Here is a 26,247-nt window from a genome sequence, read left to right as displayed (position 1 = left end):
CATTCCCGGCGACGCGCAAGCGTCCCAGACACAGCGCAGCTTACGCCGATTGCGGCAGCTTTGCCTTCAAGTTCTCAAATTCTTTTTCAAAATCCAGGGTCTTGCGTTGCGTGCTCATGGCCATCAAGGCTTCGCTGCCGCCCTCGCCATCCTTGATCCACACCCACAAGCGGCGCTCGCGAATATAAAACATGGAAAACACGCCGATCACGAGGAACAGGCAACCGAGGTAGACGACGCTCTTGCCCGGCGAACGCGTCACCTGCAGCACGGACGCCTTGATTTCCGTAAAGTCATCGAGTTGCAGATACACGGGCGCGCCATAGAAGAAGCTGTCGGACAGCGCATTCGTGGCCAGTTGCAGGAAGCGGCCGTGCTTGTCATCGGCCTCGATGGCTTTCAAGCCATCCTGGGCGCGCGCCGCCTGCCACAAGTCCCATAGGCTGCCATTCAGGATTTTCATGAAGATATCGGCCGCTTTTTCTTGCTCAGCGGCAGGAATTTTCTCCAGGAATCGCGAAATGGCGAGGAAACCGCCCTCTTGCCCATTGCCGGCAAAGATGCCCAGGCTTTTCGCCGCCGATTCCTGCAACTGGCCGCGCAGGGCTTCCGCGCCCGCCTGCGGCATGGCGCGCGCCGCATAGCGCGTGGCGGCTTGCTGGCGCAGCGCGGGATCTTGCAGCGCGGCACGCAAACGCATCCATTCATTCACGCTGTAATTGTCATCGGCGGGAATGCGCAAATAGCTGAACGGATCGCTGGGGTTGACGCGCATGCCGGCCAGGAACACCGTCGTGCCATCCACGGTGACGGGCTGCATGTAGTTCTGGTACTCGCGCGCCTGGCCCGTCTTGTCGCGCAATTTGTATTGCACCGAGGGACCGACGTTCTTGAGATCCTTGTTATTCGCGTTCTTCGCGGCCGAGCCGAGGCGTTTATCGAGGCCGACGGCGAATTTATCGTTGAAACTTTCCGCCTTGCTGACGGCGCGCACATCCTGGCCCGCGCTGAGGTTTTCCACGTTAAACGGGCGGAAACCCGACCATTCCACCGTATAGGAATTGCCATCGCTGCGCTCGAGCGGCGTGCTGCCGCCCACTTCGCCGCCGATATCGAAGCGTTTCGTCGTCTTGCCCGTCATGGGAAAACCCGTCAACTTGAGCTTGCTGCCGCCATCCTCAAAGCTGGACTGGTACAGGGCCAGGCCCTTGTACAACAGCGGCTGGTTGACTTTGATGGTTGCAGGGAAACTTTCACCCGTTACATGGTCGGTGATGACGACATCGCTGGCAAACAGCTTCGGCATGCCCGTGCTGTAGAAATCAATGTGGAATTTTTTCAGCAGGATGGTGATGGGCAGATCCTGGATCAGTACGCCATCGGCCTGAGGAATGATGGCCGTATTGCTCGACGAGCCTTCCGGAATCATGGTATTGCCACGGAAAGTGGGGTTCGACAGGCTCAGGCGGTGCTGGGCGGGAATATCGGCGATCACGCCGCTGCCGGAAAACGGCGTCTTGCCAAAGAACCATTGCTGTACGCGAATCGGCATTTCCGAATCGAGCAAACCGCCGACGCAAATGATGACGATGGCGCCGTGGGCAAAAATATAGCCCCATTTATTGGCGGCGCCCCGCTTGGCGGCGACCAGGGTGGCGTTGTCCTTCTCGACTACCTTGGCCGCGTAGCCGGCGTCTTTCAGGCGCATCACCATCTGCTGCGCCAGCACGGCGCGCGGCAGCGGCGCCTGCCATTCCAGCTTGTGGTGGAAATTGCGCAGCGATTGCTCGCGCACGGTTTCGCGCCAGCTGCGCATGTCCTTGAGCATCTTCGGCGCATTGCGTACGATGCACAGCGAGGTCGAGGCGACGAGGAAACCCATGATCACGAGGAACCACCAGGCCGAATACACGGAGTACAGGCTCAGCTTGTCGAAGACGGCAAACCAGAACGGCCCGAACTGGTTCACATAATTGGGCATGGGCTCGTTTTGCTTGAGCACGGTGCCGATGATGGACGCGACGGCGATCAGGGTCAGCAGGCTGATGGCAAAGCGCATCGACGAGACCAGCTCGACGAATTCAGCCAGGCTGCGGCGTTGGGTCTTTAACTCGATTCCGGTCGTGCCTGTGCTCATACGTTGATACTCATACGGGATATGCAATCTTCAAGAAAATGTAGGCATGGAACAGTAGTTTCTCCGCGCAAGGCGGCAGCATACTCCTGTTTGGCCCTTGCCATAAAAAAGGGCAGCCCGTTGAGACGGCCGCCCTTGTTCATGCGCGCTGGTGCGCCTGGCAATCGCTTGCCACTATGAAAACTTACTTCAGGCCGGCGATGTAATCGGCCACGGCGGCAATCTCGTCATCCGACATGCGGGCGGCGATGGTGTGCATTTGCGCGCTGTTCTTGCGGGCATCAGCCTTGGTGCTGCGGAACATGGCCAGCTGGGCCACCGTGTAGTCCTGATGCTGGCCGGCGATGCGCGGATACTGGACGGGAATGCCATTGCCCGTCGCGCCATGACAGCTGGCGCAGGCAGCAATTTGCTTCGAAGCAATGCCACCACGGTAAATTTTCTTGCCCAGGTCGATCGTGTCCTTGTTTTTCGCGGCGCCCGGCTTGGACAGCTGCGCACCCAGGTAGGCGGCGATATTTTTCTTGTCGGCGTCGCTGAGCATCTTCGCGTACGTCGTCATGACAGGCTGGTTGCGCTCCGGCGTGGTGAAGTCGACCAGTTGCTTGTAGATATAGCTTTCGTGCTGGCCGGCCAGTTTCGGATTGACCGTGATGGTCGAATTGCCGGCCGCGCCATGGCAGGAGACGCAGGCAGGCAAGCCGCGCGCCGCATCGCCATCGGCGTACAGGGTAGCACCCTTGGCAGCATCGGCCTTGACGGCCGGTTTCGGTGCTTCGACCGCGGAGGCAGTTGCCGATACAGCCAGCAAAGCGAGCAGCATGGATTTGAACAACGGTGAAAACGCACGATTCATTCAGGCACCCTGAGACAGTGAGAAATTAGTGGTGGACATTGCCGCGCCCTGTGGATTTTTGCTTTATTTTCAGGGCCGCAAGCCGCATCGCTGCTACGCCGGCAACAATAAACAACCCCTTATTGTACAATAGCTTCTTGGCGTTATCGCTCCCTTATCGCTCCCTTTTGTTGCTTTACTACTCCCATGTCAAAACTCTGGCAAGCCCGCTTCTTTACGACCGTCAACCAATTGCGTGACCTGCCCGATACCACGGTGCCGGAAATCGCCTTTGCCGGCCGCTCCAATGCCGGTAAATCGACCGCCATCAACATCTTGTGTAATCAGAAAGGCTTGGCGTTCGCCTCCAAGACACCTGGCCGTACCCAGCACATCAACTACTTCTCCATCGGCGGCGCCCACGTGGCGCAGCACCGCAAGGATGCCACCATCGTCGAAGAGATCGAATGCCTGCTGGTCGACTTGCCGGGCTACGGCTACGCGGAAGTCTCGGGCTCGGCCAAACTGCACTGGCAGCGCCTGCTGGGCGACTACGTGCAGCGCCGCGAGCAATTGGCCGGTTTGATCCTGATCATGGATTCGCGCCGCCCGTTCACCGACCTGGACATTCAGATGCTGGAATGGTTCGCCCCGACAGGCAAGCCGATCCACTGCATCCTGACCAAGGTCGATAAACTGAACCGTAATGAATCCGTGAATGCCTTGCGCCAGGCGAAAGCCAAGCTCGACAGCTACGTGGATGAAGACGGCGTCGGCTTCCCGTTCACCGTGCAACTGTTCTCGGCCCTGAAGCGCGTCGGCATCGACGAAGCCAACGACAAGATCATGGAACTGGCCGGCATCAGCGAAGATGGCGCGGCCCAGATGGTCGAACTGATCGACATGGAAGACGACGTCGAGCCGGAAGCGGGAACCGACAAACCGGCTTGATAGAGATCAACGCTGCGTAAAAGAGGCTGCCCGTTCACACGGTGCAGCCTTTTTTATTGCCGTCAGTTTTCCGAGCGCCTAGCGCCGTCCCGGCCCTGAGCGTTTTTCGGAAAAGAATTCCTGGCGCAGGAAGGCCATCAGCTCGGCCGTATCTTCCACGCGGGCGCTGAGGTTGACGTTGCGCCCCAGGCGCCGCGATTCCCAGACGAAATCACCAGGCTTTTCAGCACGGATCAGCTGGATCATCTTTTTCACGATGGCCGTTTCGATATCGGGCTCATTGCCCAATTCCACTTTTTCCTGCTTCAGCCAATTGCGCTTGAAGTTGCCGTTCCAGCCCTTGAACTTGACTTCCGCGCTGAACGAAGTCTGGTTGACGATGGAAAACACGCCGCCCGAATCCTCGCGGTCGCTGCCGGAATTGCGCCCCTGGGCGCCGGCGATATTCGCCTTGGCCACGCGCATGGCGCGGTCGTTTTCGCTTTCCTCGGCCGGCGGCGCAGGATTTTGCGCCTGGCGCTGTTTGCGGCGCTGCTCAATCATCGAGCTCATGTCTTCAGCGGGCGGCGGCGGCAACGGCACTTTCGACACCAGCGGCGGCGTGAAGGTTTCCAGTTTCGGCTTGTCGCGCGGCACGTCCTTCGTCACTACGCGCTTGCTCGGCGCCGGCGGCGGTTTCACCTTGGCCACTTTCGTGTCCTTCGGTTTCGGCGTGGGTTTCGGTTGCGGCTTCGGTTGTGGCTTGTCTTTCAGCGGCGCGATGTAGACCATCGCGCTTTCCTTCTTCGGCGGCGGGATTTTTTCGATCGTGTCGCTGCGCAACAGGACATACGCCGCCAGCAGCACGTGCAGCAAGACGGACACGCCGAGCGCCACCTTGCGCATGGTGCTGGTCCTGGACCCGTAGGCCGGTGGTGGCTTGATCACTTGCCCGCAGGTGGGGCAAACATCGGAATCGGCAGCCATCAAATGGGTCGTGTCATGCAAAATGAATCGTGCTTTCTGTGTAGCGACAAAAGTAATCTTACAGGGCAGCCATAGTGCCAGAGTCCCTTGCTTTTGGGAACACTTCCTCGGCATTTCCAACCCGAAGCGTACAGGATAGCGACATTCCTTGCAGCGGTATCAGAGTACCCGAGCCGTGCCTTGACGGTTGTTACCGTATGTATCACGGCCCATACAAAACCGGCGCCGCATTCACGCAGGAACGGGGCGCCGGTGGTGGCCGTGTGGCGGCTCAGGACTTGTTGTCGAGCGCCACCAATTGCTCGTCCGTCAACGGTCCCGTGCCGCTGTACTTATCGAGGAACAAATAGATCACGGGCGTGATGAACAGGGTAATCACTTGCGAAAAAAGCAAGCCACCGACCACGGCCAGGCCCAGCGGCTGGCGCAATTCGGCGCCGGCGCCCAGGCCCAGGGCGATCGGCAAGGCGCCCATCAGCGCCGCCGCCGTGGTCATCATGATGGGGCGGAAACGCAGGATGCACGCCTGGCGGATGGCCTCGGCCGGCGCCAGCCCGTCGTTGCGCTGCGCATGCAGGGCAAAGTCGATCATCATGATGGCGTTTTTCTTGACGATACCGATCAGCATCAAAATGCCGATGATGGCGATCATTGTCAGGTCTATGCCGAACAGGCGCAGGGTCAGGAGCGCCCCCACGGCCGCCGACGGCAAGCCGGCCAGGATGGTCAGCGGATGGATGTAGCTCTCATACAGCACGCCGAGCAGCACATAGATCACGGCCAACGCGGCAATGATGAGGATGATCTGGCTCGATTGCGAGCTCTGGAACACGGCCGCATCACCGCCGTAGCGCGTGATGATGGAAGCCGGCAAGTTCATGTCCTTGGCCATCACATCGATCTTGCCCGTGGCGATACCGAGCGGCACGTCCGGCGCCAGGTTGAAGGCGATGGTGACGGCCTGCAACTGCCCCTGGTGATTCACGGACGTGGGACCGATCGTGCGTTCCACGTAGGCAATACTCGACAGTTTCACCAGTTCGCCCGTCTTGCTGCGCACGGACACGCGCGTGAGCGCATCGTCATACTGGCGGTCGGCCGTGGCCGCTTCCAGGATCACGTAATAGCTGGCGGCCGACGAATAGATGGTCGACACTTGCCGCTCGCCAAAGGCGCTGTACAGGGCCGTGCGGATGTCGGACATTTGCACGCCCAGCAGGTTGGCCTTGTCGCGGTCGATCCTGAGCGACGCCTGCAAGCCCTTGATCTGCGAATCGCTGGTAACGTCGCGGAAGGCGGGATCCGTGCGCATGCCGGCGATAAACTTTTCCGCCCAGTCATTCAAGGCGTCGGGGCTGACGCTTTGCAGGGTGTACTGGTAGCGGCTCTTGCTCTGGCGTCCGCCCAACTGCAAGTTTTGCACGGGACGGAAATACACGGCCATGCCGGGCACGGTGCTCGTCGCGCGGCGCAGGTTTTCCAGCACCACGGGCATTTTCGGCCGCTCGCTGCGCGGTTTCAAGACCATGAACATGCGGCCCGTGTTGCCGCCGCCGACGAACGAGGTCACATCCTGGACGCTGGGATCCGCCTTGAGCACGGCCGCCACGCGGGCTTGCAAGTCCTGCAGTGCCGCCGAGGAAATATCCTCCGACGCTTCCGTATTGACCTGGATCTGGCCCAGGTCTTCCTCTGGGAAGAAACCTTTCGGTATCGTCGCGTACAACAGCACCGTCAGCGCAAAAGTACACACGGCAACGAACAGCACCACATTGCGGTGCGCCAGTGCCTTGTCGAGCAGATGCACATAACCGTTGCGCAATGCCGTGAAACCCGCTTCGAAATGGCGGCCGATAAAGGTTTTTTCGCCATGACTGGGGTCGCTGTCATTGTGCTCGCGCGAATCGGCCGGCAGGAAGCGGCTGGCCAGCATCGGCACCAGGGTCAGCGACACAATGGCGGATACCAGCACGGCCAGCGAGACGACAACGGCGAACTCATGGAACAGCAAGCCGATCACGCCCGGCATGAAGAAGATGGGGATGAACACGGCCACCAGCGAGACGGAAATCGAGATGATGGTAAAGCCCATCTCTTTCGCCCCTTCCAGGGCCGCGCGTATCGGTTTCTTGCCCATCTCGATATGGCGCACGATGTTTTCCAGCACCACGATGGCATCGTCGACAACCAGGCCCACGGCCAGGGTAATGCCCAGCAGCGAGACGTTGTCGAGGCTGTAGCCGAGCCAGTACAGCAGGGCCAGGGCGCCGAGCAGGGAAATCGGCATGGTGACGGCGGGAATGAAGGTGGCTGCCGCGCGGTGCAGGAACAGGAAGATCACCAGCACCACCAGCACCACCGTCAGCGCCAAGGTCAGATTCACGTCGTGGATGGCTTCACGGATCGACAGCGAACGGTCGTTGACCAGGCTGATCTGTATCGATTGCGGCAATTGCTCCTTGAAACCTGGCAACAAACGACGCACGCCATCGACCACTTGCACGGTGTTGGCGTCCGGTTGACGCTGCACCATCAGGCTGATCGAACGCTCGCCATTGAAACTGCCGACGGACTTGATCGATTGAAAACTGTCTTCCACCTCGGCCACGTCTTTCAGCCGCACGGGCTGGCCATTGCGGCTGGCGACGATCAATTCGGCAAAATCGGCCGCTTTCATCATTTGCGGATTGCCCTGGATGGTCAGGGTCTGGCTCGGACCGTCAAGGATGCCCAGCGGGGAATTCGTGTTCGAGGTGCGCAAGGCGGTGGCCAACTCGTCCATCGTCAGGTTGCGCGCATTCATCAGGTCGGCACGGGCGCGCACGCGCACGGCAAAGCGTTTCTGGCCATTCACGATGACCTGGGCGACGCCAGGCAAGGTCGACAGGCTGGGCGCGATCAGGTTTTCCGCATAATCATTGAGGTCCGACAAGTTCAGCGACGGCGACGTCATCTGGATGAACAGCACGGGCGCATCGGCCGGATTGACCTTGCGGTAGGACGGCAAATCCGTCATTTCCGTCGGTAACTGGCGCTGCGCGCGCAGCAGGGCCGCCTGCACGTCGACGGCCGCCTCGTTGACGTTGATGCTGGCGTCAAACTCCAGGGTCAGCGAAGTATTGCCCAAGGTACTCGTGGACGTGATCAGGCTGAGGCCAGAAATGGTGGAAAACTGCTTTTCCAGTGGCAAGGCCACCGACGAGGCCATGGTTTCCGGGCTGGCGCCGGCCAGGTCGGCGCTGACGTTGATGACGGGCGTGTTGTAGCTCGGCAAGGCCGCCACGGGAATTTGCAGATAGGCCAGCACGCCGGCCAGGATGATGGAGAGGGACAGCAGCACCACCATGACGGGGCGGCGGATGCTCAGTTCGGACAGGTTCATGCTGGCTTGCCCTGCGGTGCGGCGGCGCCATCGGCAGCCTTGTGTTTTTCCACCAGGCGCACCTTGCTGCCTGGGCGCAAGTTCTGCTTGCCATCGACGATGACTTTTTCATCGCCTGCCAGACCGGTGACGACGGCGCTCGGTCCGAATGCATACACGCGTGTCACCTTGCGCATCTTGGCCGTACTGTCCGCTTCCATCGAGTACACGAAGGTGCCGGAGGTACTTGTGATGATGGCATTCTGCGGGATCACCAGCGCATCCTTGAGGGTGCGCACGGTCAGCTGCGTATTCACGTACTGGCCTGGCCACAAATCGGTGCCGCCATTATTGAAACGCGCCTTGATCCTGATCACACCCGTGGCGGGATCGACGGCATTGTCGATGAAGTTCAGTTTGCCATCGAGCTGCTTGCCGCCCGCATCGGACAACAGCGCCGTGACAGGCACTTCGCCCGCCTTTTGCGCCGCCAGCAAGCCGGACAGGCTGCTTTCCGGCAAGGTGAACGACACGTCGATCGGGTCGAGCTGGGTGATGCTGGTAAGCGACGTGGTCGGCTGCACCAGGCTGCCTGCGTAGACATTGATGGCGCCCACCCTGCCCGCCTGCGGCGCGCGCAGGACGGTGTAGCTGGAATCGACCTGGGCGGCGCGCAAGGCGGCCTGGTCGGCGGCCAGCAAGGCACGAGCCGCGTCGAGCTGGCTTTGCAGGGTATCGACGGCGCCCTGGGCGATGAAATTCTTGCTCAGCAAATCCTGGTTGCGCTTGAGCTGGCGCTCGAAGTCCTGCACCGAAGCGCGGTCGCGCAAGACCTGCGCCTGCGCCTTGTCGACATTCGCGTGCTCGCTGCGCGCGTCCAGCGTGAACATCAGCTCGCCCTGCTTGACGAACTGGCCTTCGCGGATATGCACCTTGGTAATCGTGCTGGTCGTCTGCGGATGCAAATCCACGCTGCTGATGGGCATCACGCTGCCATTGGCTTGCAACACCATCGGCACATCCTCGCGCACGGGCGTGACCACGCTCACCGTCGTCGGCGCCTGTCCACCCTTGCCCCCTTTGCCATCCTGTCCGCCGCTCGCCGCGCCGGACTGATGATTGAAATACCAGATGCCGCCACCGATACACAGGGCCGCACCCACGAGGATTGCCAGACTAGTCTTTTTCATTGTTCTGTCACGCTGTTGCAGCGCAGGGCTGCAGGTTGAAGGTAGTTGCCAGGGGGCATAAAGCACAATATTGTCGCACGGAAATGCTCACTTTCCTGCGTAATACTCTGGCACGATCAGGGTGACTTCCAGTCCACCGTCGACATGATTGAGCAGTGAAACCGTGGCGCCGTGCTGCTCGGCAATATTGCGCGCGATGGTCAGGCCCAGGCCCGTGCCGCCAGATTCGCGCGAACGCGAAGTCTCGATGCGGTAAAACGGTTCGAACACTTTCGCCAGCTGATCTGACGCAATGCCTGGCCCGCCGTCGCGGATGCGGATGCGCGCGGCACCGGGAATGCGCTCGACGGTGACCTGCGCGTACAGGCCATATTTGACGGCATTGTCGATCAGGTTCACCAGGCAGCGTCGCATGGCGATCGGGCGCGCCATCAGGGCCATGCCTGCCTGTCCACCAAGGGTGACTTTCTGGCCGGCATCTGCCGCATCGGAGCAGACGCTGTCTAACAGGGAATCGAGATCGAGCGCCTGCATCGCTTCCGTGCTGTCCATCGAACGGGCCAGATCCAGCCCTTCCTTGACCATGCTTTGCATGGCCGACAGATCGCCCACCAGGCGGTCATACAATTCCGTATCCGCCACTTTTTCCAGGCGCAGCCGCAAGCGCGTCAGCGGCGTCTGCAAGTCGTGCGTGATGGCTGCCAGCATCTGTGTCCGCTGGGAAATATGCTGACGGATGCGCGCCTGCATGGCATTGAAAGCGGCGCTGGCCTGGCGGATTTCGCTGGCGCCCGACAGGGTCAGCGGCGGGTGGTTGATGTCATTGCCCAGGTCTTTCGCCGCCTGCGCCAGTTGCTTGAGCGGGCGCATGGTCATGCGCGTGACCAGGTAGGCGAGGATGGCGATACTGATCAGGAAAGGCAGCAAGGTCATCCAGTCGTTATGTTCATTGAACGGTGGCTGCTGGCGCGGCGGCAAGACCATCAGGCGCAGCACGTGGCCATCCTGCATGCGCACGTCGAGGTTTTCGCACGTGCCGCCCCATGGCTTGGCGGCAAACATGCCCGGCGTCTGGCGCGGCTTGACGCAGGCGGCCGGACGTTCGGCCAGCGCGCTGACCTTGAAGCCCTCGCCCAGCTTGGCTTGCAGGGCAGTGGAAAATTCCGTCGGCGCGCCGGGCGTATGTTCCGTATCGGGACGCAATTCCAGGCGCACGCTGCCCTTGTTGGCCACCTTCAGGTAGGCGGCGCGCGAGGCCAGGGGCACCACGTCGGCCGCCATCACCAGCTGCTCGGCCCGCTCGACGGCGTGATAGTCACGGTATTGCTCGATGGCGCGCTGGCGTTCGCCCACGGCCAGCCACTGCGTCAGCGCGGCCGAGGCGACAATGCCGATCAGCAGGAACATGAAGACGCGGCCCGTCATCGATCCCAGGAAGGCCTTCACGCGTGCGGCTCCACGTTGACCTGGCCGGCCAGCACGTAGCCGCCGTTGCGCACGGTCTTGATGATTTGCGGCAAGCGGGCATCTTCACCGAGTTTTTGCCGCAAGCGGCTGATCTGGATATCGATCGAGCGGTCGAACGGGTCGGCGTCGCGGCCCTGCGTCAGGTTCAGCAACTGGTCGCGGTTGAGCACACGGTTCGGATGCTCGAGGAACACGCGCAGCAAGCGGAATTCCGCGCCCGACAGCATGATCACCAGGCCGCTGGGATTGAGCAAATGGCGCGCCGTCAAATCCAGCGTCCAGCCAGAAAAGCGGATTTGCTGCGCCTTGTCCGACGGCACGTTCGACGGCATGGCATGGCTGCGGCGCAGCACGCTGCGTATGCGCGCCAGCAATTCACGCGGCTCGAACGGCTTCGGCAAATAATCGTCGGCGCCCATTTCCAGGCCCAGGATGCGGTCCAGCGGTTCATTGCGCGCCGTCAACATGATCACCGGCACCGTCGATTGGGCGCGCAGCTTGCGGCACAGGGTCAAGCCATCGTCGCCAGGCAGGTTCAAATCGAGCACGATCAGATCGGGCCGCGTTTCATCGAGGATTTTCCACATGGCCGTGCCATCTGCCGCGCCCAAGGTGCGGTAGGCGTTCGTTTCCAGGTAGTCCGCCAGCAAGCTGCGGATATCGCGGTCATCGTCGACGATGAGAATTGTAGAAGTGGGTTCCATGATTCGAATTATCCCCACTTCCCCCGGCCTTGCACAGCGCATTTGTATCGTCTTGTATATAGGAGACCCGAAGAAACATATAGATACAAACTGTCTGGCAGCGGACACTTCGGGGAAACATGGCGCGTCCAACATGGATTCATGTGCAGCAACATGTACATCCCTCACTTTTACAAAGGAATCCAGATGAACGCCTCAATGACAACCTTGCGCAAGAATTTGATCATCGCCATGAGCGTACTCGGCATGGGTGCGGCATCGCTGACCGTCCACGCCCAGGAAGCGGCCGCCAGCGCGCCTGCCGCCAGCACCAAGATGCAACATGAAGGCCAGCGCGGCCAGCACCGCGCAAGCAACCCGGCCGAGCGCATGGCCAAGTACCAGGCCCGCCTGCACGACAAGCTGAAGCTGACAGCCGCGCAAGAACCGGCCTGGGCCACCTTCACGGCCGCCAATGCGCCGAAAAAGCCGATGGGCGACTGGAAAGCCAAGCGCGAAGCGATGGCCAAGCTGTCGGCGCCGGAACGCATGGAGCAATGGATCGCCATGTCGAAGGAACGCATCGCCAGCCAGGAAAGTCGCCTGGCCTCGCTGAAAACCTTCTACGCCGTGCTGACGCCCGAACAAAAGAAAGTGTTTGACGACAGCGTGCCTGGCGGCAAGCACGGTGGCCACCACCGCGGCGGGCACCATGGCATGCATCCGCAGCCCAAAGCTGGTTAAGTTTTAACTGGCGCAGAAACAGAAAAAGCCTGCATTGCAGGCTTTTTCTTATTCGCGAGACAAGCGACCGCTTATTGCCCGTCGAGCTTACGCAACGAGGTCAGGAAAGTGGCGGCGTTCTGGAAGCCGATCACGCGCGACTGGGCAATTTCCTGCCCTTGCTGGTTGAACATGATGATGCCCGGCGGGCCGAACAGCTGAAAACGTTTCAGCATGGCCTTGTCGTCCGCATCATTGGCCGTCACGTCCACTTGCAGCAGCACGGCTTGTCCCATTTTCTCGCGCACGGCGGGATCGACGAAGGTCAGTTTTTCCATCTCGATGCACGACACGCACCAGTCCGCATAAAAGTCCAGCAGGGCCGGCTTGCCGTTCAGCTGGGCCAGCGCCGCATCGAGCTGCGCCACGGTCTTTACGCGCGTAAATGGTTGCGCGTGCACCTGGCCACCGCCGAGGTGCGCCAGTGGCGCCAACGGGTCGCGGCCACCGCTGGCCACGCCCACCAACTGCATCGCCCCCAGCACGGCAAACACGAGGCCAAAGGCCTTGGCGATCCAGGCGTTCTGCGCGCCGCTCTTGCCCACCAGCAGATACATGCCATAGCCGACGAACAGCACCGTCCAGCCCAGCATCTGCACGGCGCCAGGCAGCACGGGCGAGACCAGCCACCAGGCCACGCCCAGTTGCAGCACGCCAAAGAAGCGTTTGACGGCATCCATCCAGGCGCCGGCGCGCGGCAGCAAAGTGCCGGCCGACACGCCCACCAGCAACAAGGGCACGCTCATGCCCACGGCCATGGCAAACAGGGCGCTGCCGCCGATGACGACGTCGCGCGTCTGGCTGATGTACAACAAGGCGCCGGCCAGCGGCGCGGCCACGCAGGGTCCCACGATCAGGGCGGAAATGGCGCCCATGACGAACACGCCCGCCAGGCGGCCCGACGATTGCTGGTTCGACACGGACGTCAGCTTGCCTTGCAGGAAAGCCGGCACTTGCAATTCATAAAAACCGAACATCGACAGCGCCAGGGCAGCCATCAGCAAGGCAAAGAAACCCAGCACCCACGGGTTTTGCAGTTGCGCCGCCAGGCCTTCGCCCGCCAGGCCGGCCGCCACGCCCAGCGCCGTGTAGACGATGGCCATGCCCAGGGCGTACGTCAGCGACAGCAGCAAGCCGCGTGAACGGCTGACCTTGGCGCCATCGCCGATGATGATCGACGACAAGATCGGCACCATCGGCAGCACGCACGGCGTAAAGGCCAGGCCCAGGCCCAGCAGCATGAACAGGGGCACGATGACGAGCAATCTGCCGCCCTTCAGTGCCGCTTCGATCTTGCCCATCTCGCTTTGCGCGGGCGCGGAACTTGCCGCCACGGGCGCCGCCGCCACCGGCTCGGGCGTGCTGGTGATGTTCGCCTGGGGAATGCTCAGCACGGACACGCCAGGCGACGCCTGCGCCTGCGGGCCGTTGACGGCCGCCGTGTCGACTGCGGGCGCGGCCGGCAGGGCGAATTTCGACGGCAGACCTGCGCCCGGCGCGATGCTCTGGCCGCCGCCACCGCCCATCAGCTGGGCCGTGGCATCCTGCGGCGCATAGCACAGGCCCTTGTCGGAGCAGCCCTGGCCCGTCGCCTTCAGGGTGAACGCGCCTGCCGCGTCCACTGGTATCGTGATGGTAAGGGTCTTGCGGAAGGTTTCCACGTTCTTCTGGAACGTGTCGTCGAACTTGACCTTGCCAGCCGGATACACGGGTGTGCCCAGCTTGGCACCCACAGCTTCAAATTTAAAACGTTCGTGGTACATATAGTAGCCATCGGCGATCACATACGTGACGGCGATGGTGGACGGATCCTGCATGCGGGCGGAAAACTTGAAGGCCAGTTCGGGATCGAGGAATTCATCATCGGCACGGGCCTGGCTTGCGCCAAAGACGGCCATGACCAGCAGCAGACAGGTGGCAAACCAGAGCAGCAGTTGATGCAGGGGAGCGGCGCGCGCGGTGGCGCTGGAGGGGAAACGGGACATGAACGACCTTTTTCTGCGGCAACAGCTGTGCCATTCGACAAGAGTCGCGCGGAGCAGGCAGCGCTTGTGCCGGGCCGGCGCGAAAGAAGAATAGTACACCGCAGCAAGGATAGCTGCAGCAGAAAACAAAAAAGCCAGGCTAGGCCTGGCTTTCTCAGATGCAATTACTGGGATTACTCGCCAGCAACTTCAACTGCTTCGGTCGTATCTGGACGATCCATCAGTTCAACGAACGCCATAGGAGCGTTATCGCCGACGCGGAAACCCATTTTCAGGATACGCACATAACCACCGTTACGGTTGGCGAAACGTGGGCCCAGTTCAGCGAACAGTTTGACGACCATTTCACGGTCGCGCAGGCGGTTGAAGGCCAGACGCTTGTTTGCCAGGGAGTCGGTTTTGCCCAGGGTCAGAATTGGCTCGACAACGCGGCGCAGTTCTTTTGCTTTTGGCAGGGTGGTTTTGATCGCTTCGTGACGCAGCAGCGATACTGTCATGTTGCGCAGCATTGCCAGACGATGGGACGAGGTACGATTCAGTTTACGGAGGCCGTGACCGTGACGCATGATAAATCCTTTCGGTGAGTGTTTAAATTCCAGTTCTTCGATCAGCTGAGAGAGAAACCCCTTACAGCCGCGGACCGGTTTGGTACTACAAAATAAAAGCCTGGGACACCTGTCCCAGGCAGTTTGCTACAACTACGAATTACTTTTCCAGGCCGGCAGGCGGCCAGTTTTCCAGCTTCATGCCCAAGGTCAAGCCGCGCGATGCCAGCACTTCCTTGATTTCGTTCAGGGACTTGCGGCCCAGATTTGGCGTTTTCAGCAGTTCGTTTTCCGAACGTTGGATCAGGTCGCCGATGTAGTAGATGTTTTCCGCTTTCAGGCAGTTTGCCGAACGCACGGTCAACTCCAGGTCGTCGACTGGACGCAACAGGATAGGATCGACCAGCGGAGCGCGCGATGGCGCTTCGGCGGCGGCTTCCGTGCCTTCCAGGGCTGCGAACACATTCAACTGGTCCACCAGGACGCGGGCCGACTGGCGGATCGCTTCTTCCGGCGAGATCACGCCGTTGGTTTCGATATTGATGATCAGCTTGTCCAGGTCGGTACGCTGTTCAACGCGGGCCGATTCAACGAAGTACGATACGCGGCGCACTGGCGAGAACGATGCATCCAGGATGATGCGGCCGATGGTCTTGTTCGTGTCTTCCGACAGGCGACGCACGTTACCAGGAACGTAGCCGCGGCCTTTTTCAACCTTGATCTGCATGTCCAGCTTGCCACCAGCGGTCAGGTGGGCGATCACGTGGTCAGGGTTGATCAGTTCGACGTCATGCGGCAGGTCGATGTCGGAGGCCAGGATCGCGCCTTCGCCTTCTTTTTTCAGGGTCAGGGTTACCGAATCGCGGTTGTGGACTTTGAAAACCACACCCTTCAAGTTCAGCAACAGATCGACGACGTCTTCTTGCACGCCATCGAGGGAGGAATATTCGTGGACGACGCCAGCGATCGTCACTTCGGTCGGCGCGTAGCCTACCATCGACGACAGCAGAACGCGGCGCAACGCGTTACCCAATGTGTGGCCATAGCCGCGCTCGAACGGTTCCATCACGACCTTGGCGTGACCTGCACCGAGAGCTTCAACATCGATAATACGTGGCTTCAACAAACTGTTTTGCATGAAATGTCCTTTTCAATACCCTCGGCTCATTACACCGATAAGGCTGATGGCATTAGTAAAACGCCCACCCGAAAGAAAACGAGTGGGCGGTGATGGTGCTAACTGCTATTAACGCGAGTACAGCTCGACGATCAGCGATTCGTTGACGTCGTTAGCGATTTCGTTACGCTCTGGCAGGGACTTGAAGGTACCTTCCATTTTCTTGGCATCAACCGAAACCCAGCTAGGCATACCAACTTGTTCAGCCAGCGACAGTGCTTCAACGATACGCACTTGCTTTTTCGATTTTTCACGAACAGCAACGATGTCGCCAACTTTGACTGCGTACGAAGCGATGTTCACAACGATACCGTTCACGGTGAACGCTTTGTGGCTGACCAATTGACGCGCTTCAGCGCGGGTCGAGCCAAAGCCCATGCGGTAGCAAACGTTGTCCAGACGCGTTTCCAGCAACTTCAACAGCGTTTCGCCGGTGTTGCCTTTACGACGGTCTGCTTCAGCGAAGTAGCGGCGGAATTGACGTTCCAGCACGCCGTACATGCGCTTGACTTTTTGCTTTTCGCGCAGTTGGTTACCGTAGTCCGAGGTGCGGGCGCCGGATTTGACACCGTGCTGGCCTGGCTTGACGTCCAGTTTGCACTTGCTGTCCAGCGAGCGACGTGCGCTCTTCAGGAACAGGTCTGTACCTTCACGGCGGGAAAGTTTTGCTTTAGGTCCGATATAACGTGCCACGATACTTCCTTTTTTTAAATGATAACGCCCCAGCCACATGCATGATCAAACACACTGATGCGGTTAGGCGCTAGTCTGATTTGGTTTCAATCAGACGGTGGCTGAAAACGAAAAACCCGTCAAACAGGATTTGACAGGCAAGAACAGCCGGGCAGTATAACCGTTTCCGGCTCCCTGCTCCAGCGTTTTCACACAACTGTACTGAGTTACAACAGACAGCAAAGCAGCTGGCGCCGAAGCGCCCTCTGCAACACTATCTTAGATACGACGACGTTTCGGTGGACGGCAACCGTTGTGCGGTACCGGCGTCACGTCCTGGATCTCGGTGATCTTGATGCCCAGGTTGTTCAGCGCGCGAACGGCGGATTCACGACCAGGACCTGGGCCCTTGATACGTACTTCCAGGTTCTTGACGCCACACTCAACAGCCACTTTACCAGCGGCTTCCGCGGCGACCTGCGCTGCGAACGGGGTCGATTTACGCGAACCCTTGAAGCCTGCACCGCCGGAGGTAGCCCACGACAAGGCATTGCCTTGACGATCGGTGATGGTAATGATGGTGTTATTGAACGAAGCGTGGACATGCGCGATGCCTTCAGCGACGTTCTTTTTAACTTTTTTACGCACGCGTGCTGATGCGGCGTTATTTTGCGACTTAGCCATAATTATTCCCTAGCGGATTATTTTTTCAGCGATTGAGCGGCTTTACGCGGTCCCTTGCGGGTACGTGCGTTCGTACGCGTACGCTGGCCACGGCAAGGCAGACCCTTACGATGACGCATGCCGCGGTAGCAACCCAGATCCATCAAACGCTTGATGTTCATGGACAGTTCACGACGCAGATCGCCTTCGACGATGAATTTACCTACTTCATCGCGCAGCTTTTCCAGTTCGCTGTCATCCAGATCTTTGATCTTTTTGTTGGTTGCTACACCGGTCGATGCACAGATTTTCTCTGCGCGTGGACGGCCCACACCGTAGATGGCCGTCAGGCCGATAACGGTATGCTGATGATTTGGGATATTAACCCCTGCAATACGTGCCATTTGTTATTCCTCGATTAACCTTGACGCTGCTTGTGACGTGGTTCCACGCAGATAACGCGGACTACGCCTTTGCGCTTGATGATCTTGCAGTTGCGGCAGATCCGCTTGACTGATGCGAGAACTTTCATTTTTGGGCTCTTTCTTTCGCTTCTTTGGTTTGATTCAGTGTGTTACTTGGTACGGAACACAATGCGGGCTCGGCTCAGGTCGTACGGCGTTAACTCCACCGTCACCTTGTCTCCAGGGAGAATGCGAATATAGTTCATCCGCATTTTACCTGAAATATGCCCGAGCACCACGTGTCCGTTCTCCAGCTTCACTCGAAATGTTGCATTTGGGAGATTCTCAAGAATCTCGCCCTGCATCTGTATGACGTCGTCTTTTGCCATTCGGTATGTTTACCGCGCTTAACGCGTCGGAATTCCGCCCTTGAAATTTGCTTTGCGCAGCAGCGAATCATATTGCTGCGACATCACGTAGTTCTGTACTTGCGCCATGAAATCCATGGTGACAACTACAATAATCAATAAAGAAGTACCGCCGAAATAGAATGGTACTTTCCACTGGGCTTGCATAAATTCCGGCAATAAACACACCAGGGTGATGTAGACTGCGCCGGCAAGTGTCAAGCGTGTCAGGATCTTGTCGATGTAACGGGCTGTCTGTTCGCCTGGACGGATCCCGGGAATGAACGCACCGCTTTTCTTCAAGTTATCCGCTGTTTCCTTGCTGTTAAAGACCAGCGCTGTATAGAAGAAACAGAAAAACACGATCGCCACTGCGTACAACAGCGCATGGATAGGCTCACCAGGCCCCATCGATGCTGCCAAATCTTTCAAGAACCGCACCGCAGGGTTAGCGTTGTCGGCGCCCTTTGAAAACCAGTCCACGATAGTGGCCGGGAACAAGATGATCGAAGAAGCAAAGATCGGCGGGATCACGCCGGCCATGTTCAGCTTCAACGGCAAATGGCTGGTTTGACCGCCATAAATCTTGTTGCCTACCTGGCGCTTCGCGTAGTTGACCAATATTTTGCGCTGACCACGTTCGACGAATACGACGAAGTACGTTACCAGTGCTACCAGGATCACGATGAAAATCGCGCTGAAGCTGCCGATCGAGCCATTCGACACTTGAGTGAACAAGCCACCCAACGCCGACGGCAGACCTGCTGCAATCCCGGCAAAAATGATGATCGAGATGCCATTCCCCAAGCCACGCTCGGTAATTTGCTCACCCAACCACATCAAAAACATTGTTCCGGTCAACAAAGTGACGACCGTCACGAAGCGGAATGCAAGACCAGGTTCCAACACCAGACCAGCTTGCGACTCCAGTGCGACTGCAATGCCTAACGCTTGGAACAGTGCCAGGGCAACCGTGAAATACCGGGTGTACTGGGTGATCTTGCGACGACCTGCTTCGCCTTCTTTTTTCAACGCTTCCATCTGCGGTGACACGATCGACAGCAATTGCATGATGATCGAGGCCGAGATATAAGGCATGATACCCAGCGCAAACACTGTAAAACGAGACAAGGCACCGCCCGAGAACATGTTGAACATGCCCAGGACGCCGCCTTCGTGCTCCTTGAACAGCGAGGCTAATTGTGTCGGGTCAATCCCGGGAACCGGGACGTGAGCACCGATACGATAAACCACCAATGCGCCAAGCAAAAACCAGAGCCGTCCCCAAGGGAAACCGGCCGCTGCACTTTTAGCAAGTTGTGGATTAGTCGCCAATTTTCGCTCCGATCAAGCTGTTAGCGGTCAACTCAGGCTACCGAGCCGCCGGCTGCTTCGATGGCTGCTTTCGCGCCAGCGGACACTTTCAAGCCCTTCAAATTCACCGCTTTGGTGATTTCGCCGGACAAGATCACGCGCACGTCACGGGCCAACACGCCCAGAACGCCAGCTTGCTTCAAGACCAGAATGTCGACATCGCCAACAGCCAGGTTGTTCAGATCGGACAGGCGCACTTCAGCTTTGAAGGTTGCGTGCATCGATTTGAAACCGCGCTTAGGCAGACGGCGTTGCAGAGGCATCTGACCGCCTTCGAAACCGACTTTATGAAAGCCGCCCGAACGCGATTTCTGACCTTTGTGACCACGACCCGAGGTTTTACCCAGGCCGGAGCCGATACCGCGACCGACGCGACGCTTGTAGTGCTTAGCGCCTTCGGCTGGTGCAATAGTATTCAATTCCATGATTTGCTCCGTTCGTGTAAGCCCGAAGGCTTACCCGACAACTTTAACGAGATACGATACTTTATTGATCATGCCGCGTACGGATGGGGTGTCTTGCAATTCGGAAACCGAATTTACACGACGCAGACCCAGACCGCGCACGGTAGCGCGATGCGATTCGCGCGTACCGATCAAGCCCTTGACCAATTGCACTTTGACTGTGTTTGTCATTTTGTCCACCTTAAGCCAGAATGTCTTCGACCGACTTGCCGCGTTTGGCAGCGATATCGGAAGCAGTGCTCATTTTCGACAGGCCGTCCAGCGTAGCGCGCACCAGGTTGTATGGGTTGTTCGAACCGGTGGATTTCGCCACCACGTCCGTCACGCCCATCACTTCGAAGATAGCGCGCATTGCGCCACCAGCGATAACGCCAGTACCAGGCTTAGCTGGGTTCATCAGGACCTTGGAGGCGCCGTGACGACCAACAACCGTGTGATGCAAGGTACCGTTTTTGAGCGGTACTTTGATCAGGTTGCGACGGGCTTCTTCCATTGCCTTCTGCACGCCAACTGGCACTTCTTTCGATTTGCCCTTGCCCATGCCGACGCGGCCATCGCCATCACCAACTACGGTCAGCGCGGCGAAACCCATGATACGACCACCCTTGACCACTTTGGTCACGCGGTTGATCGCGATCATTTTTTCGCGCATGCCATCATCCGGCTTGTCGCTTTGCATTTTTGCTTGCATTTTTGCCATGATTGATCCTTAGAACTTCAGACCGGCTTCGCGTGCGGCTTCTGCCAACGCTTTCACACGGCCGTGGTAACGGAAACCGGAGCGGTCAAACGCAACTTCGGTAATCCCTGCTTTCAACGCTTTTTCAGCGACGCGCTTGCCGATCAAGGCTGCAGCAGCGGCATTGCCGCCTTTGCCGGATTGGCCTGCCAGTTCAGCGCGAACTTCCGCTTCAGCCGTCGAGGCCGAAACCAGGACTTTAGCGTCCGGGCTGATCAGGTTGGCGTAAATGTGCAGGTTGGTGCGATGCACCGACAAGCGATTTACTTTCAATTCCGCAATCTTGATGCGGGTTTGGCGTCCGCGGCGAAGCCGTGATTCTTTCTTATCCATCGTCAGCCCCTAATTACTTCTTCTTGGTTTCTTTAAGCTTAACCACTTCGTCCGCATAGCGAACGCCCTTGCCTTTATAAGGCTCAGGAGCGCGGTAAGCACGAACTTCAGCGGCTACCTGGCCAACCTGTTGACGGTCGATACCTTTAATCAGGATCTCGGTCGGGGTTGGTGTTGCGCAGGTAACGCCAGCTGGCATGTCATGCACTACAGGGTGCGAGAAACCCAGGGACAGATTCAGCTTGTCGCCTTGAGCTTGCGCCTTGTAACCCACGCCTACCAGGTTCAGCTTTTTCTCGAAACCCTTGGTGACGCCAACAACCATGTTGTTGACCAGTGCGCGCAGCGTGCCGGACATGGCATTGGCTTCGCGGCTGTCGTTCGCCACGTCGAAACTCAGGGTTCCTGCATTGTTTTCTACTTTGACCTGACCGGTAAGGGCCTGGGAAAGTACGCCCAGCGGGCCTTTTACGGTGATCGCTTGTGCGGAGATGGCGACTTCGGCGCCAGCTGGCACTACGATAGGCATTTTAGCTACTCGAGACATGTGTAACTCCTTAAGCCACGTAGCAAATAACTTCGCCGCCGACACCGGTAGCGCGTGCTTTGCGGTCAGTCATGACGCCTTGCGGAGTCGACACGATCGCCACACCCAAGCCATTCATCACAACAGGGATCTCGTCTTTACCCTTGTAGACGCGCAGACCCGGACGGGACACGCGCTCCAAGCGCTCAATGACGGGACGGCCAACATAATACTTCAAACCGATTTTCAGTTCCGCTTTGCCACCAGCTTCGGCAACAGCGAAATCTTCAATGTAACCCTCGTCCTTCAGGACGCTGGCAATCGCAATTTTGACTTTCGACGATGGCATGGCCACGGTCGTCTTTTGCACGCCTTGTGCATTGCGAATGCGGGTCAGCATATCGGCGATAGGATCGCTCATACTCATTGCATATTCTCCTATTACCAGCTTGCTTTTGTCATACCCGGAATTTCACCACGCATGGCGAATTCACGGAGCTTGATACGACCCAGACCGAATTTACGGAATGTGCCGCGCGGACGACCAGTGATGGCGCAACGGTTACGTTGACGCGTCGGGTTCGAGTTACGTGGCAGCGCCTGCAATTTCAGGCGAGCTTCGTAGCGCTCTTCTTCCGATTTCGATTGGTCATCGACGATGGCCTTGAGAGCTTCGCGCTTAGGGGCGAATTTCGCCACCAGGTCAGCACGCTTGATCTCACGATTAATCAGTGACAGTTTGGCCATGATCAGTTCCTGAAAGGGAATTTAAAGGCGGCGAGCAAAGCTTTGGCTTCGTCATCGGTCTTAGCGGTTGTCGTGATGCTGATATTCATACCGCGCAACGCGTCAATCTTGTCGTATTCGATTTCAGGGAAAATGATCTGTTCCTTGACACCGATGTTGTAGTTGCCACGACCATCAAATGCACGGCCGTTCACACCACGGAAATCGCGTACGCGCGGCAGAGCCACGGTAATGAAGCGATCCAGGAACTCGTACATGCGAGCGCCGCGCAGGGTGACCATCGTACCGATCGGGTAACCTTCACGGATTTTGAAGCCTGCGATCGCTTTGCGGGACTTGGTGGTCACTGGCTTCTGGCCGGCGATCTTGGTCAAGTCAGCAACTGCGTGCTCGAGAACTTTTTTATCCGCGATAGCCTCACCAACACCCATGTTCAGGGTGATCTTGGTCAGGCGTGGAACTTCCATTACCGACTTGTAACCAAACTTGCTGGTCAGGTCGGCAACGACTTTTTCTTTATAGAATTCTTGGAGACGTGCCATGATTTCTTAAGCCTTCACTACTTCGCCGGAGGATTTAAAGATGCGAACTTTCTTGCCGTCCACTTCTTTGAAACCCACGCGATCTGCCTTGCCAGTCGCTGCATTAAACAATGCAACGTTGGACACGTGAATTGGCATGGTCTTATCGACGATACCACCAGTTACGCCAGTCATCGGGTTTGGCTTAGTCGCTTTTTTAGCGATGTTAATGCCGTCAACCACGATATGTTCAGCATCGATACGCTGCTGTACCACACCACGTTTGCCCTTGTCTTTCCCGGTCAGAACGATGACTTCGTCGTTTTTACGAATCTTATCCATTACGACTCCTTACAGGACTTCCGGTGCCAGGGACACGATTTTCATGAACTTCTCAGTACGCAGTTCGCGTGTGACAGGTCCAAAAATACGGGTACCGATCGGTTCCAGCTTGGCGTTCAACAGAACGGCGGCATTGCCGTCGAACTTCACCAGGGAACCGTCTTGGCGGCGAACACCTTTAGCGGTGCGCACAACCACGGCGTTATAAATTTCACCTTTTTTGACACGGCCACGTGGCGCAGCAACCTTAACGGTTACCTTGATCACATCGCCAATGCCAGCATAACGGCGCTTGGAGCCGCCCAATACCTTGATGCACATTACTTCTTTGGCACCGGTATTGTCAGCCACTTCGAGCCGGCTTTCAGTTTGAATCATAGTATTCTCTTTCCCAACTTAAGCCGAAGAATCCACACAATGTAGACCCACGGTCAGTCTTGGTCCCGCCAGAGCCGCCCTGCTGGGCTTCACTGTTTGGGTGCATGACCTTCATACATCAACTGACCGCGAATGCTACTGTCTGTGGCCAGACACTTTGCGGCGTTACATGAACGAAGCCCGCAAGTATTACATACAATTTGCGGGCCTGCAAGTACTAATTAAAAGCCACCGCCGAAACGGTGGTTTTTATTTAAACGGCTGGTGCGGCTTGAACCACACGTGTCACCGTCCATGCCTTCGTTTTGGAGATCGGGCGACCTTCCTGGATCTCGACCGTGTCACCGGCCTTGACTTGGTTGGTCTCGTCATGCGCGTGATACTTGTTCGAGCGCATGATGATCTTGCCATACAAAGGATGTTTTACGTGGCGCTCGATCAGAACGGTAACGGTCTTGTCCATCTTGTCCGAAACCACTTTACCGATCAGCGTGCGCTTGAGCGACTGTTTCACTGGTTCGTTCATTTGGCTTCCTTCAGATTCATTACCGTCTTCACACGCGCGATATCGCGGCGTACCTTCTTGAGCTGCGAAGTGTTGCTCAGCTGCTGCGTAGCGATTTGCATGCGCAGGCCGAACTGTGCCTTCAACAGGTCATTCAGCTCTTTTTGCAGAGCTGGCTGGTCCTTGCCGCGGAGTTCAGATGCTTTCATATACAACTCCAATTATTGGCCGACTTGGCGGATGACAAACGTCGTCGCCAGTGGCAGTTTAGCGGCGGCAAGACGGAATGCTTCCCGTGCCAGCGCTTCATCAACGCCATCCATTTCGTACAGTACTTTGCCTGGCTGAATTTCAGCGACGTAGTACTCAGGATTACCTTTACCGTTACCCATACGGACTTCAGCCGGTTTGTTCGAAATCGGTTTGTCCGGGAAAATACGGATCCAGATACGGCCACCGCGCTTGATGTGACGCGTCATTGCACGACGCGCCGCTTCAATTTGACGCGCAGTGATACGACCGCGCGCAACTGCCTTCAGACCGAATTCGCCAAACGACACGGCGGTGCCGCGGCTGTGCGAAATACCGGTATTACGGCCTTTCTGCTCTTTACGATACTTTCTGCGTGCTGGTTGCAGCATGATTATTCTCCTGCTTTCTCAGCTGGTGCTGCTGCGGCGGCCGGTTTAGCGGCGGTACGCACACGTGCACCTGGTGCTGTGGATGGTTTCGCACCGGCACCGGCTGGACGTGGACGGCCAGCTGGCTTGCCATCGTCACGGCGTGGGCCGCGGCTTTTCTTCTCGTCAGCTGGGGTATCGATGACTGGTGCATCGCCGTTAGGCGCGCGGTCACCTTTATATACCCACACCTTGACACCGATGATGCCGTAGGTGGTCGACGCTTCGCTGGTACCGTAGTCGATATCGGCGCGCAGGGTATGCAGAGGCACGCGGCCTTCGCGGTACCACTCTTTACGCGCGATTTCGATACCGTTCAGACGGCCGGACGACATGATCTTGATACCGAGAGCACCCAGGCGCATTGCATTTTGCATTGCACGCTTCATGGCGCGGCGGAACATGATCCGTTTTTCCAGCTGCTGAGCGATCGAATCGGCGATCAGTTGCGAGTCGATTTCTGGCTTGCGAATTTCTTCGATGTTCACGTGAACAGGTACGCCCATGATCTTGGTCAGCGCGGACTTCAGTACTTCGATGTCTTCGCCTTTTTTACCAATGACCACGCCTGGACGCGAGCTGTAGATCGTGAAGCGCGCGTTCTTGGCTGGGCGCTCGATAACGATGCGGCCAACGGAAGCGTTCTTCAGTTTCTTTTTCAGGTAAGCACGTGCTTTCAAGTCTTCGTTCAGCATGGCAGCGAAATTACCGTTGCCTGCATACCAGCGCGAAGCCCAGTTACGGGTGACCGCCAGACGGAAACCGGTTGGATGAATTTTCTGACCCATCGTGGCTCCTTAGTTACCGACAGTCACGTAAACGTGACAGGATTGTTTCGAAATACGGTCGCCACGGCCTTTTGCACGCGCGGTGAAGCGCTTCAGGACCGGGCCCTTTTCGACGTAGATCGTTTTCACGAACAATTCGTCGATGTCCGCGCCATCATTGTGTTCCGCATTGGCGATTGCCGATTCCAGAACACGCTTGATGATCGCAGCACCTTTTTTCGGGCTGAATTGCAAGATGTTGAGTGCAGCGTCAACTTTCTTGCCACGGATCAGGTCAGCAACCAGGCGGCCCTTTTGGTCCGACAGGCGCACACCTTTGAGGATAGCTTTAGTTTCCATTATTTCTTAGCCTTTTTGTCAGCTGCATGGCCCTTGAACGTACGGGTCAGTGCGAATTCGCCGAGCTTGTGACCAACCATGTTTTCGGAAACATAAACCGGCACGTGCAGCTTGCCGTTATGAACCGCGATCGTCAGGCCGATGAAGTCAGGCATGATTGTCGAACGACGCGACCAGGTTTTGATTGGCTTTTTGTCTTTGGCTGCTTGCGCGGCTTCAACTTTTTTCACCAGGTGGGCGTCACAGAACGGCCCTTTTTTCAATGAACGTGTCATGTGCTACCCC

General features: G+C 57.9%; 34 protein-coding genes. 2 read left to right on the top strand and 32 right to left on the bottom strand.

The features are described from left to right. Positions 1-40: 40 nt before the first annotated feature. Complete coding sequence (locus AC3IQ7_RS03315; RefSeq protein WP_099378444.1) at positions 41-2,137, bottom strand: cytochrome c biogenesis protein ResB; 2,097 nt, start codon at positions 2,135-2,137, stop codon at positions 41-43. Positions 2,138-2,321: 184 nt separating this feature from the next. Then, positions 2,322-2,993, bottom strand: coding sequence for a c-type cytochrome (locus AC3IQ7_RS03310; protein ID WP_489208350.1), 672 nt, complete (start codon positions 2,991-2,993; stop codon positions 2,322-2,324). 186 nt (positions 2,994-3,179) lie between these two features. Between AC3IQ7_RS03310 and yihA the strand changes: the two genes are divergently transcribed. Then, positions 3,180-3,923, top strand: a complete 744-nt coding sequence (gene yihA, locus AC3IQ7_RS03305; RefSeq protein WP_034778293.1) for a ribosome biogenesis GTP-binding protein YihA/YsxC — start codon at positions 3,180-3,182, stop codon at positions 3,921-3,923. Positions 3,924-4,001: 78 nt separating this feature from the next. On the opposite strand, the gene AC3IQ7_RS03300 is transcribed toward yihA, so the two are convergent. The 5 genes from AC3IQ7_RS03300 to AC3IQ7_RS03280 form a co-directional block, all read right to left on the bottom strand. Beyond that, a complete protein-coding gene (locus AC3IQ7_RS03300; RefSeq protein ID WP_489208349.1) occupies positions 4,002-4,889 on the bottom strand; it encodes a hypothetical protein in 888 nt (295 codons plus the stop codon). 271 nt (positions 4,890-5,160) lie between these two features. Next, positions 5,161-8,271 (bottom strand): efflux RND transporter permease subunit, encoded by a 3,111-nt coding sequence (locus tag AC3IQ7_RS03295; RefSeq protein ID WP_489208348.1) that lies wholly within the window; start codon positions 8,269-8,271, stop codon positions 5,161-5,163. Then, positions 8,268-9,440, bottom strand: coding sequence for an efflux RND transporter periplasmic adaptor subunit (locus AC3IQ7_RS03290; protein WP_099378440.1), 1,173 nt, complete (start codon positions 9,438-9,440; stop codon positions 8,268-8,270). Before AC3IQ7_RS03290 ends, AC3IQ7_RS03295 begins: the two co-directional genes overlap by 4 nt. An 87-nt stretch (positions 9,441-9,527) precedes the next feature. Then, positions 9,528-10,886, bottom strand: coding sequence for an ATP-binding protein (locus AC3IQ7_RS03285; protein ID WP_489208347.1), 1,359 nt, complete (start codon positions 10,884-10,886; stop codon positions 9,528-9,530). After that, on the bottom strand, positions 10,883-11,611 hold the full coding sequence (locus AC3IQ7_RS03280; RefSeq protein WP_034753223.1) for a response regulator: 729 nt from the start codon (positions 11,609-11,611) through the stop codon (positions 10,883-10,885). The genes AC3IQ7_RS03285 and AC3IQ7_RS03280 overlap by 4 nt, the downstream gene beginning before the upstream one ends. A gap of 186 nt (positions 11,612-11,797) precedes the next feature. Here AC3IQ7_RS03280 and AC3IQ7_RS03275 point away from each other — a divergent pair, with 186 nt between their 5' ends. Further along, a complete protein-coding gene (locus tag AC3IQ7_RS03275; RefSeq protein ID WP_489208346.1) occupies positions 11,798-12,334 on the top strand; it encodes a Spy/CpxP family protein refolding chaperone in 537 nt (178 codons plus the stop codon). A gap of 71 nt (positions 12,335-12,405) precedes the next feature. Here the strand turns inward: AC3IQ7_RS03275 and dsbD are convergent, their stop codons facing one another. The 25 genes from dsbD to rpsS all read right to left on the bottom strand — a co-directional run bounded on the left by dsbD (position 12,406) and on the right by rpsS (position 26,237). Then, on the bottom strand, positions 12,406-14,358 hold the full coding sequence (gene dsbD / locus AC3IQ7_RS03270) for a protein-disulfide reductase DsbD (RefSeq protein ID WP_489208345.1): 1,953 nt from the start codon (positions 14,356-14,358) through the stop codon (positions 12,406-12,408). Between the two features lie 173 nt (positions 14,359-14,531). Continuing rightward, positions 14,532-14,924, bottom strand: coding sequence for a 50S ribosomal protein L17 (gene rplQ / locus AC3IQ7_RS03265; RefSeq protein WP_034753219.1), 393 nt, complete (start codon positions 14,922-14,924; stop codon positions 14,532-14,534). A 139-nt stretch (positions 14,925-15,063) separates the two neighbouring features. Then, entirely contained in the window at positions 15,064-16,041 is a 978-nt protein-coding gene (locus tag AC3IQ7_RS03260; RefSeq protein WP_008444343.1) for a DNA-directed RNA polymerase subunit alpha, read from the bottom strand. 108 nt (positions 16,042-16,149) lie between these two features. Beyond that, on the bottom strand, positions 16,150-16,773 hold the full coding sequence (gene rpsD / locus AC3IQ7_RS03255) for a 30S ribosomal protein S4 (protein WP_010394478.1): 624 nt from the start codon (positions 16,771-16,773) through the stop codon (positions 16,150-16,152). A 258-nt stretch (positions 16,774-17,031) separates the two neighbouring features. Then, positions 17,032-17,436, bottom strand: a complete 405-nt coding sequence (gene rpsK, locus AC3IQ7_RS03250; protein ID WP_010394475.1) for a 30S ribosomal protein S11 — start codon at positions 17,434-17,436, stop codon at positions 17,032-17,034. 17 nt (positions 17,437-17,453) lie between these two features. Then, complete coding sequence (rpsM, locus tag AC3IQ7_RS03245; protein WP_046681666.1) at positions 17,454-17,819, bottom strand: 30S ribosomal protein S13; 366 nt, start codon at positions 17,817-17,819, stop codon at positions 17,454-17,456. Between the two features lie 14 nt (positions 17,820-17,833). Next, a complete protein-coding gene (gene rpmJ, locus AC3IQ7_RS03240; protein WP_010394471.1) occupies positions 17,834-17,947 on the bottom strand; it encodes a 50S ribosomal protein L36 in 114 nt (37 codons plus the stop codon). Between the two features lie 42 nt (positions 17,948-17,989). Next, positions 17,990-18,208 (bottom strand): translation initiation factor IF-1, encoded by a 219-nt coding sequence (infA, locus tag AC3IQ7_RS03235; protein WP_005663428.1) that lies wholly within the window; start codon positions 18,206-18,208, stop codon positions 17,990-17,992. Between the two features lie 18 nt (positions 18,209-18,226). Beyond that, complete coding sequence (gene secY / locus AC3IQ7_RS03230; RefSeq protein ID WP_010394438.1) at positions 18,227-19,561, bottom strand: preprotein translocase subunit SecY; 1,335 nt, start codon at positions 19,559-19,561, stop codon at positions 18,227-18,229. Positions 19,562-19,593: 32 nt separating this feature from the next. Continuing rightward, positions 19,594-20,025, bottom strand: a complete 432-nt coding sequence (rplO, locus tag AC3IQ7_RS03225; RefSeq protein ID WP_034753211.1) for a 50S ribosomal protein L15 — start codon at positions 20,023-20,025, stop codon at positions 19,594-19,596. A gap of 30 nt (positions 20,026-20,055) precedes the next feature. Further along, the gene (rpmD, locus tag AC3IQ7_RS03220) at positions 20,056-20,235 is read right to left on the bottom strand and encodes a 50S ribosomal protein L30 (protein WP_010394435.1); all 180 of its coding nucleotides are present in this window, start codon (positions 20,233-20,235) and stop codon (positions 20,056-20,058) included. A gap of 10 nt (positions 20,236-20,245) precedes the next feature. Continuing rightward, positions 20,246-20,764: a 30S ribosomal protein S5 gene (gene rpsE / locus AC3IQ7_RS03215; RefSeq protein WP_010394433.1), complete on the bottom strand. Its 519-nt coding sequence runs from the start codon at positions 20,762-20,764 to the stop codon at positions 20,246-20,248. Between the two features lie 9 nt (positions 20,765-20,773). After that, the gene (gene rplR / locus AC3IQ7_RS03210; protein WP_010394431.1) at positions 20,774-21,136 is read right to left on the bottom strand and encodes a 50S ribosomal protein L18; all 363 of its coding nucleotides are present in this window, start codon (positions 21,134-21,136) and stop codon (positions 20,774-20,776) included. Positions 21,137-21,149: 13 nt separating this feature from the next. Continuing rightward, positions 21,150-21,683, bottom strand: a complete 534-nt coding sequence (gene rplF, locus AC3IQ7_RS03205) for a 50S ribosomal protein L6 (RefSeq protein WP_034778281.1) — start codon at positions 21,681-21,683, stop codon at positions 21,150-21,152. 10 nt (positions 21,684-21,693) lie between these two features. Then, the gene (gene rpsH / locus AC3IQ7_RS03200) at positions 21,694-22,089 is read right to left on the bottom strand and encodes a 30S ribosomal protein S8 (RefSeq protein ID WP_034753208.1); all 396 of its coding nucleotides are present in this window, start codon (positions 22,087-22,089) and stop codon (positions 21,694-21,696) included. 14 nt (positions 22,090-22,103) lie between these two features. Then, positions 22,104-22,409: a 30S ribosomal protein S14 gene (rpsN, locus tag AC3IQ7_RS03195; protein WP_010394423.1), complete on the bottom strand. Its 306-nt coding sequence runs from the start codon at positions 22,407-22,409 to the stop codon at positions 22,104-22,106. A 2-nt stretch (positions 22,410-22,411) separates the two neighbouring features. After that, complete coding sequence (gene rplE, locus AC3IQ7_RS03190; protein ID WP_010394421.1) at positions 22,412-22,951, bottom strand: 50S ribosomal protein L5; 540 nt, start codon at positions 22,949-22,951, stop codon at positions 22,412-22,414. Between the two features lie 6 nt (positions 22,952-22,957). After that, the gene (rplX, locus tag AC3IQ7_RS03185; protein WP_034753204.1) at positions 22,958-23,272 is read right to left on the bottom strand and encodes a 50S ribosomal protein L24; all 315 of its coding nucleotides are present in this window, start codon (positions 23,270-23,272) and stop codon (positions 22,958-22,960) included. Positions 23,273-23,281: 9 nt separating this feature from the next. After that, positions 23,282-23,650 (bottom strand): 50S ribosomal protein L14, encoded by a 369-nt coding sequence (gene rplN / locus AC3IQ7_RS03180; RefSeq protein ID WP_008444317.1) that lies wholly within the window; start codon positions 23,648-23,650, stop codon positions 23,282-23,284. A gap of 253 nt (positions 23,651-23,903) precedes the next feature. Next, a complete protein-coding gene (gene rpsQ, locus AC3IQ7_RS03175; RefSeq protein WP_489208344.1) occupies positions 23,904-24,176 on the bottom strand; it encodes a 30S ribosomal protein S17 in 273 nt (90 codons plus the stop codon). After that, positions 24,173-24,364 carry a 50S ribosomal protein L29 gene (gene rpmC / locus AC3IQ7_RS03170; protein WP_010394412.1) on the bottom strand — a complete coding sequence of 64 codons (192 nt, stop codon included), beginning with the start codon at positions 24,362-24,364 and terminating at the stop codon, positions 24,173-24,175. Before rpmC ends, rpsQ begins: the two co-directional genes overlap by 4 nt. A 12-nt stretch (positions 24,365-24,376) precedes the next feature. Further along, positions 24,377-24,796, bottom strand: a complete 420-nt coding sequence (gene rplP, locus AC3IQ7_RS03165; RefSeq protein ID WP_034753201.1) for a 50S ribosomal protein L16 — start codon at positions 24,794-24,796, stop codon at positions 24,377-24,379. A gap of 2 nt (positions 24,797-24,798) precedes the next feature. Continuing rightward, entirely contained in the window at positions 24,799-25,623 is an 825-nt protein-coding gene (gene rpsC, locus AC3IQ7_RS03160; RefSeq protein ID WP_034753199.1) for a 30S ribosomal protein S3, read from the bottom strand. 9 nt (positions 25,624-25,632) lie between these two features. Next, entirely contained in the window at positions 25,633-25,965 is a 333-nt protein-coding gene (gene rplV, locus AC3IQ7_RS03155) for a 50S ribosomal protein L22 (protein WP_170840583.1), read from the bottom strand. Continuing rightward, positions 25,962-26,237 carry a 30S ribosomal protein S19 gene (gene rpsS, locus AC3IQ7_RS03150; RefSeq protein WP_008444295.1) on the bottom strand — a complete coding sequence of 92 codons (276 nt, stop codon included), beginning with the start codon at positions 26,235-26,237 and terminating at the stop codon, positions 25,962-25,964. Before rpsS ends, rplV begins: the two co-directional genes overlap by 4 nt. Positions 26,238-26,247: the final 10 nt, after the last annotated feature.

The organism is Janthinobacterium sp. GL_088 (assembly GCF_057837845.1).
Note: the sequence above shows the minus strand (reverse complement) of the source record. Positions and strands in the feature narration are given on the sequence as shown.

Excerpts from the sequence above, each read along its gene's own strand:
- rpsH (WP_034753208.1), bottom strand. The coding sequence starts at position 22,089 with ATGAGTATGAGCGATCCTATCGCCGATATGCTGACCCGCATTCGCAAT.
- rpsQ (WP_489208344.1), bottom strand. The coding sequence starts at position 24,176 with ATGAACGAACCAGTGAAACAGTCGCTCAAGCGCACGCTGATCGGTAAA.
- AC3IQ7_RS03295 (WP_489208348.1), bottom strand. The coding sequence starts at position 8,271 with ATGAACCTGTCCGAACTGAGCATCCGCCGCCCCGTCATGGTGGTGCTG.
- AC3IQ7_RS03315 (WP_099378444.1), bottom strand. The coding sequence starts at position 2,137 with ATGAGCACAGGCACGACCGGAATCGAGTTAAAGACCCAACGCCGCAGC.
- rpsS (WP_008444295.1), bottom strand. The coding sequence starts at position 26,237 with ATGACACGTTCATTGAAAAAAGGGCCGTTCTGTGACGCCCACCTGGTG.
- AC3IQ7_RS03290 (WP_099378440.1), bottom strand. The coding sequence starts at position 9,440 with ATGAAAAAGACTAGTCTGGCAATCCTCGTGGGTGCGGCCCTGTGTATC.
- AC3IQ7_RS03260 (WP_008444343.1), bottom strand. The coding sequence starts at position 16,041 with ATGCAAAACAGTTTGTTGAAGCCACGTATTATCGATGTTGAAGCTCTC.
- dsbD (WP_489208345.1), bottom strand. The coding sequence starts at position 14,358 with ATGTCCCGTTTCCCCTCCAGCGCCACCGCGCGCGCCGCTCCCCTGCAT.
- AC3IQ7_RS03275 (WP_489208346.1), top strand. The coding sequence starts at position 11,798 with ATGAACGCCTCAATGACAACCTTGCGCAAGAATTTGATCATCGCCATG.
- rplR (WP_010394431.1), bottom strand. The coding sequence starts at position 21,136 with ATGGATAAGAAAGAATCACGGCTTCGCCGCGGACGCCAAACCCGCATC.
- rplO (WP_034753211.1), bottom strand. The coding sequence starts at position 20,025 with ATGGAATTGAATACTATTGCACCAGCCGAAGGCGCTAAGCACTACAAG.
- rplP (WP_034753201.1), bottom strand. The coding sequence starts at position 24,796 with ATGCTGCAACCAGCACGCAGAAAGTATCGTAAAGAGCAGAAAGGCCGT.
- rplN (WP_008444317.1), bottom strand. The coding sequence starts at position 23,650 with ATGATTCAAACTGAAAGCCGGCTCGAAGTGGCTGACAATACCGGTGCC.
- rpsM (WP_046681666.1), bottom strand. The coding sequence starts at position 17,819 with ATGGCACGTATTGCAGGGGTTAATATCCCAAATCATCAGCATACCGTT.
- yihA (WP_034778293.1), top strand. The coding sequence starts at position 3,180 with ATGTCAAAACTCTGGCAAGCCCGCTTCTTTACGACCGTCAACCAATTG.
- AC3IQ7_RS03280 (WP_034753223.1), bottom strand. The coding sequence starts at position 11,611 with ATGGAACCCACTTCTACAATTCTCATCGTCGACGATGACCGCGATATC.
- rplE (WP_010394421.1), bottom strand. The coding sequence starts at position 22,951 with ATGGCACGTCTCCAAGAATTCTATAAAGAAAAAGTCGTTGCCGACCTG.
- rpsC (WP_034753199.1), bottom strand. The coding sequence starts at position 25,623 with ATGGGTCAGAAAATTCATCCAACCGGTTTCCGTCTGGCGGTCACCCGT.
- rpsE (WP_010394433.1), bottom strand. The coding sequence starts at position 20,764 with ATGGCAAAAATGCAAGCAAAAATGCAAAGCGACAAGCCGGATGATGGC.
- AC3IQ7_RS03300 (WP_489208349.1), bottom strand. The coding sequence starts at position 4,889 with ATGGCTGCCGATTCCGATGTTTGCCCCACCTGCGGGCAAGTGATCAAG.
- rplX (WP_034753204.1), bottom strand. The coding sequence starts at position 23,272 with ATGGATAAGATTCGTAAAAACGACGAAGTCATCGTTCTGACCGGGAAA.
- rpmD (WP_010394435.1), bottom strand. The coding sequence starts at position 20,235 with ATGACAAACACAGTCAAAGTGCAATTGGTCAAGGGCTTGATCGGTACG.
- rplF (WP_034778281.1), bottom strand. The coding sequence starts at position 21,683 with ATGTCTCGAGTAGCTAAAATGCCTATCGTAGTGCCAGCTGGCGCCGAA.
- rpmJ (WP_010394471.1), bottom strand. The coding sequence starts at position 17,947 with ATGAAAGTTCTCGCATCAGTCAAGCGGATCTGCCGCAACTGCAAGATC.
- rpsN (WP_010394423.1), bottom strand. The coding sequence starts at position 22,409 with ATGGCCAAACTGTCACTGATTAATCGTGAGATCAAGCGTGCTGACCTG.
- rpsK (WP_010394475.1), bottom strand. The coding sequence starts at position 17,436 with ATGGCTAAGTCGCAAAATAACGCCGCATCAGCACGCGTGCGTAAAAAA.
- AC3IQ7_RS03310 (WP_489208350.1), bottom strand. The coding sequence starts at position 2,993 with ATGAATCGTGCGTTTTCACCGTTGTTCAAATCCATGCTGCTCGCTTTG.
- infA (WP_005663428.1), bottom strand. The coding sequence starts at position 18,208 with ATGGCAAAAGACGACGTCATACAGATGCAGGGCGAGATTCTTGAGAAT.
- rpmC (WP_010394412.1), bottom strand. The coding sequence starts at position 24,364 with ATGAAAGCATCTGAACTCCGCGGCAAGGACCAGCCAGCTCTGCAAAAA.
- rplQ (WP_034753219.1), bottom strand. The coding sequence starts at position 14,924 with ATGCGTCACGGTCACGGCCTCCGTAAACTGAATCGTACCTCGTCCCAT.